We start from the raw sequence: 3,151 nt of genomic DNA on the forward strand, positions 1-3,151 counted from the left end.
GCTACGGCTTCCTATCCGAAAACGCGCACCTGGCCCGACGCTGCGCCGACAACAACATCACCTTCATCGGCCCCGACCCCGACACCCTCGACCTCACCGGCGACAAAGCCGCCGCCGTCGAGGCTGCCAAAAAAGCCGGCCTGCCCATCCTGGATGACTCACCACCCAGCGCCGACATCGAACAACTCGTCTCCTACGCCGACGGGCGGACCTACCCCCTGTTCCTCAAAGCCGTCGCCGGCGGCGGCGGCCGCGGCATGCGCTTTGTCGCCACCGCCGACGAACTCGCCGACCGGGCTGCTGAAGCCTCCCGCGAAGCCGAAGCCGCCTTCGGTGACCCGAGGGTCTACATCGAACGTGCGGTGATCAACCCCCAGCACATCGAAGTCCAGATCCTCGGCGACGGCGACGGCAACGTCATCCACCTCTACGAGCGCGACTGCTCCCTGCAACGCCGCCACCAGAAAGTCGTGGAAATCGCCCCCGCCCAGCACCTCGACCCCACCCTGCGCGAGACAATCTGCGCCGACGCGGTGCGCTTCTGCGAATCCATCAACTACCGCGGCGCCGGCACCGTCGAATTCCTCGTCGACGAGGACGGCAACCACGTGTTCATCGAAATGAACCCACGCATCCAGGTCGAGCACACCGTCACCGAGGAAGTCACCTCCGTCGACCTGGTCAAATCCCAGATGCACATCGCCGCCGGCGCGACCCTGGATGATCTGGGCCTGCACCAGGACACCATCGTCACCCGCGGAGCGGCCCTGCAGTGCCGCATCACCACCGAGGACCCCTCCAACGGTTTCAGGCCCGACACCGGCACGATCACCGCCTACCGCTCCCCGGGCGGGGCCGGGGTCCGCCTCGACGGGGCCGCCTCACTGGGCGGGGAGATCACCGCCCACTTCGACTCCATGCTGGTGAAAATGACCTGCCGTGGCGCCGACTTCGCCCAGGCCGTCACCCGGGCCGAACGCGCCCTCAACGAGTTCACCGTCTCCGGGGTCGCCACCAACATCGGCTTCCTGCGCGCAATGCTGCGCGAAGACGACTTCCGCCACCACCGCATCGCCACCTCCTTCATCACCGACCACCCACACCTGCTCACCGCCCCACCGGCCGACGACGAACCCGGCCGGATCCTGGACTACCTCGCCGACGTCACCGTCAACAAGCCCAACGGGACCCGTCCCACCGACGTGGTCCCCCACCGCAAGCTACCCGACGCCGTGCCGGACAGGGACGCCCGCCACACCGGCGACAACACCGACGACACCGCCCTTCCCCGCGGCAACCGCGACCTGCTGCTGCAGCTCGGCCCGAAAGAATTCGCCCGCCAACTGCGCACCCAGTCCGCACTCGGTGTCACCGACACCACCTTCCGCGACGCCCACCAGTCCCTGCTGGCCACCCGGGTGCGCACCAACCCGCTGGTCGACGCCGCCGAGGCTGTGGCCCACCTGACCCCCGAACTACTCAGTGTCGAAGCCTGGGGCGGGGCGACCTACGATGTCGCCCTGCAGTTCCTCCACGAAGACCCCTGGGAACGCCTCGACCAGCTGCGCGCGGCGATGCCGAACACCAACATCCAGATGCTGCTGCGCGGACGCAACACCGTCGGCTACACCCCCTACCCCGACATCGTCGCCACCAAGTTCGTCGCCGAAGCCGCCACCAGTGGTGTGGACATCTTCCGCATCTTCGACGCACTCAACGACATCGACCAGATGCGTGTGGCCATCGACGCGGTACTGGACACCAACACCGCCGTCGCCGAAGTCGCGATGGCCTACTCCGGGGACCTGTCCAACCCGAACGAGGACCTCTACACCCTGGACTACTACCTGCGCCTGGCCGAACAGATCGTAGCCTCCGGCGCCCACATCCTGGCCATCAAGGACATGGCCGGACTACTACGCCCCGCCGCGGCGAAGACCCTGGTCACCGCACTACGGGAAAACTTCGATGTGCCGGTGCACCTGCACACCCACGACACCGCCGGCGGCCAGCTGGCGACCTACCTCGCCGCCGCGTCCGCCGGCGTCGACGCCGTCGACGGTGCCTCCGCCGCACTGGCGGGGACAACCTCGCAGCCGTCGCTGTCGGGCATTGTCGCCGCTTTCGCGCACACCGAGCGTGACACCGGTGTGTCACTGGACGCGGTGAACTCGCTGGAACCCTACTGGGAGGCCGTGCGTGCCCTCTACGGCCCGTTCGAGTCCGGCCTGGCCGGGCCCACTGGCCGGGTGTACACCCACGAGATCCCCGGTGGACAATTGTCCAACCTGCGCACCCAGGCCACCGCCCTGGGGTTGGGGGATCGTTTCGAACTGATCGAAAACGCCTACGCCGGGGTCAACGAACTGCTGGGCCGTCCCACCAAGGTCACCCCCTCATCCAAGGTCGTCGGGGACCTGGCGCTGCACCTGGTCGGCGCCGGGGTGAGTGTGGCCGACTTCGCTGCCGATCCGCAGCGCTACGACATCCCCGCCAGTGTCATCGCTTTCCTACGCGGTGAGCTGGGTACTCCGCCGGGTGGCTGGCCCGAACCGCTGCGCAGCCGGGCACTGCAGGGACGCGACGACAACACCGCCACCCGAACCGTGTCGGTGCCGGCCGAGGAGGAACAACACCTCGACGGGGAGTCAGCCCAGCGTCGGGGTGCGTTGAGCCGGTTGCTGTTCCCCAAGGAGACCGCCGGGTTTGATGAGCACCGTCGTAGTTTCGGTGACGTGTCGATCCTGACTGACCGTCAGTTCCTCTACGGGTTGGTCGAGGGTGAGGAGACTGTGGTGCGGATCAAGGGCAACCCGCCGATGGTGGTGCGCCTGGATGCTGTCGGTGAGCCCGACGAGAAGGGTATGCGCCAGGTGGTGTGCACCGTCAACGGGCAGATCCGTCCGATGCGGGTGCGTGACCGCTCGGTCGAGTCGGTCACCGCGACCGCGGAGAAGGCCGATCCGAGCGTGGCCGGGCAGGTGTCCGCACCGTTCGCCGGTGTGGTCACCGTCAACGCTGCGGTGGGTGACACCGTGGAGGCCGGGGATGCGGTCGCGGTGATCGAGGCGATGAAGATGGAAGCGTCGATCACCGCCCCGATCGCCGGGACCATCGCCCGGGTGGTGATGAGCCAACCGACGAAGGTGGA

The 3,151-nt window shown here is 67.8% G+C and carries 1 protein-coding gene; it reads left to right on the forward strand.

What is annotated here, in order from left to right:
• A partial coding sequence (locus BJF89_RS09905; protein WP_075814481.1) for a pyruvate carboxylase occupies window positions 1-3,151 on the forward strand: 3,151 nt, incomplete at both ends.

It is taken from the genome of Corynebacterium sp. CNJ-954, assembly GCF_001942345.1.
GTDB lineage: Bacteria > Actinomycetota > Actinomycetes > Mycobacteriales > Mycobacteriaceae > Corynebacterium.